Origin of the sequence: Paenibacillus sp. MSJ-34, assembly GCF_018918005.1 — a bacterium.
GTDB lineage: Bacteria > Bacillota > Bacilli > Paenibacillales > Paenibacillaceae > MSJ-34.
The window spans coordinates 1-2,424 of record NZ_JAHLPR010000110.1; the positions used below are offsets into that span (position 1 = coordinate 1).

The window sequence follows — 2,424 nt, forward strand, 5'->3', positions numbered from 1 at the left end:
TGTTTATTGCATAATAGAAATGCCTAATATTGCAGCGTAAAAATGCCGAATTAAGATGCAAAAAAGAGACACTTGTCAGCATCCCACTATCATCCTATCGTTATGTTTGTCGACAACGTAGCGAGAGGAGAAAGAAAGGATGTTGAAAATGCCTCAACAACAATATATCAGGTTTTTGCGTGAAGTAGAAGGCTGTTCGGTAAATGAGATTGCACAGCGTGTGGGGGTTCATTGGCGAACTGCAAAAAAATATGCCGATCAAACGGATTGGAATACATCGGTGACCAAACGGAAAAACAGGAGTCCCGTAATGGGACCGTTTATGGAGATCGTCGACACGTGGTTGGAGGAGGATCGCTTGCTCCCCCGAAAGCAACGTCATTCAGGTGTACGCATATTCCAACGATTGCGAGACGAACATCAATTTACAGGCGGACAACGTACGGTACTAGCCTATGTGCAGAAACGAAAGAGCGAATTGGAACTGGAACGCGCTAAAACGTATGAACGACTCGAACATCCGCCTGGAGAGGCACAAGTGGATTTTACTACTCTCGAGGTGAGTCGAGGACATCAATTGCTTACATACAAGTTACTGGTGATGTCCTTCCCGTATAGCAACGCCGCTTTCGTCTATCCAACTCCTGCTGAGAACCTAGAATGCTTCCTGGAAGCAATGAAGCAAATCTTTGAGCAAGCGGGTGGTGTTCCCCAGCGTATCTGGTTTGACAACCTGTCTGCTGCCGTCGTTCATATTGAGAAGCAAGGCGAACGGCAATTAACAGAAGGCTTTCAGCGATTTTGCGCCCATTACCGGTTCGAAGCCGTATTCTGCAATCCGTACAGTGGCCATGAAAAAGGTCATGTGGAGAACAAATGCGGGTACTCCAAGCGAAACTGGGCCGTCCCCATTCCAATTTATGAAAGCCATGAACAGCTTGCTGCGTATTTCGCTGAGCAGGCCATGCTAGATCGTGAACGCCAGCATTATGCTCAAAACCGCCGGATCGCTGATCTATGGGAGGATGACCGCCGTAAGCTACTTACATTGCCGGAACACGGATTTGAGGCCTTTCGGTTGGCGACTGCGGTGGTCAACAAGTACGGGGAGATTCGGATTGAAGATACGACAATTCCGTTACTGGGAATGGTTGCGCCAGGTAGCGAGGTACTGATCCAAACGTTCTGGGATCGTCTGATCATTTTAAACGGCCACCATCAAAAGCTTCGGGAGGTACCCCGACCTTATACGGGACGTACTGCGGACGTTCCGTGGTCGAAAGTATTTACCGGTTGGCTTAGAAAGCCGCGCAGCGTTACACATTCACAGTTCCTACGCATGCTGCCAGAGACATTGCAAGCGTATGTGACGGTGAAAGATCTGGATGAGCGAAAAGAACGCCTTCAGGCACTGTCGCACTGGAGCGATGTGTACACCATAGAACAGATCCAAGAGGCAGTCGCCTTGCTAGGCCAGAATACGGTGGTTACCCGCGTCACGGCCGTCCTTGGCATGAAACATGGAAGCCGAGACTTGCCGGTTACGTGGGAGGAGACGCTGTCGCCACCGGGGACTCGTTCAGATGGCTCTCTTGGGCGCTATGATCAACTTGTGGGGGTAAGTTAAGATGGCGACAGAACTAGTGGATTTATGTCGGCAGCTGCGATTGGCGCATGTCATGGACTATATATCGCTTCAACAGAATGAGGAGATTCGCAGCATTGTGGAACAAATTCTTAGTGCGGAATTGGACGGTCGCCGCCGTGCCAAGCTGGGGAAGCTCGTCCAGCAGGCAGGATTTCCGCATATTAAGACTTTTGAGGGATATGTCTATGACCATATCTCTTTTCCGAACGGCAGCAGTCCAGAGATCATTCAGGGATTGGAATGGGTAGAACGCAAGGAGAATTTGCTCTTAATGGGAGCCGTAGGCACGGGCAAGACACATATGGCAACAGCGCTGGGTGTGGAGGCTTGTCGCCGAGGTAAAGCCGTGCAGTTCTACCGAGCCTCTGATTTAGTCGCCGTGCTGCAGGAGAAATTTGCGTCGGGTACGCTTAGCCGGTTTCAAGATAAGTTGAGGAAGGTTGAATTACTCATTCTCGATGAGGTTGGTTACGTCCCGTTCAGCCAAACCGGATCTGAGTTATTATTTAACGTGATAGCGGACTGCTATGAGCAACAGAGTGTGATCGTTACGTCCAACTTGGAGTTTGGTCAATGGACGTCGATATTCGGCGATACGAAGCTTACTTCAGCACTTGTTGATCGTCTTGTGCACCATGCTCATATTCTCTCCTTCACAGGCGAGAGTTTCCGTTTCAAGCAAGCTATGGAACGAATTCCGATGTAGCCTCGATGCTGGCAAGTGGGCTTGGCACTTTTGGCTGCAAATCTAAGCATTTTCTACTTGCAAAACACAA

General features: G+C 49.4%; 2 protein-coding genes. Both read left to right on the forward strand.

The features are described from left to right. The first annotated feature begins 139 nt into the window (after positions 1-139). Positions 140-1,627 (forward strand): IS21 family transposase, encoded by a 1,488-nt coding sequence (gene istA / locus KQI79_RS27170; RefSeq protein WP_216541450.1) that lies wholly within the window; start codon positions 140-142, stop codon positions 1,625-1,627. A 1-nt stretch (position 1,628) separates the two neighbouring features. Then, complete coding sequence (gene istB / locus KQI79_RS27175; RefSeq protein ID WP_216541451.1) at positions 1,629-2,354, forward strand: IS21-like element helper ATPase IstB; 726 nt, start codon at positions 1,629-1,631, stop codon at positions 2,352-2,354. Positions 2,355-2,424 lie beyond the last annotated feature (70 nt).

Coding starts and splice junctions, on each gene's coding strand:
- istA (WP_216541450.1), top strand. CDS start 140: ATGTTGAAAATGCCTCAACAACAATATATCAGGTTTTTGCGTGAAGTA.
- istB (WP_216541451.1), top strand. CDS start 1,629: ATGGCGACAGAACTAGTGGATTTATGTCGGCAGCTGCGATTGGCGCAT.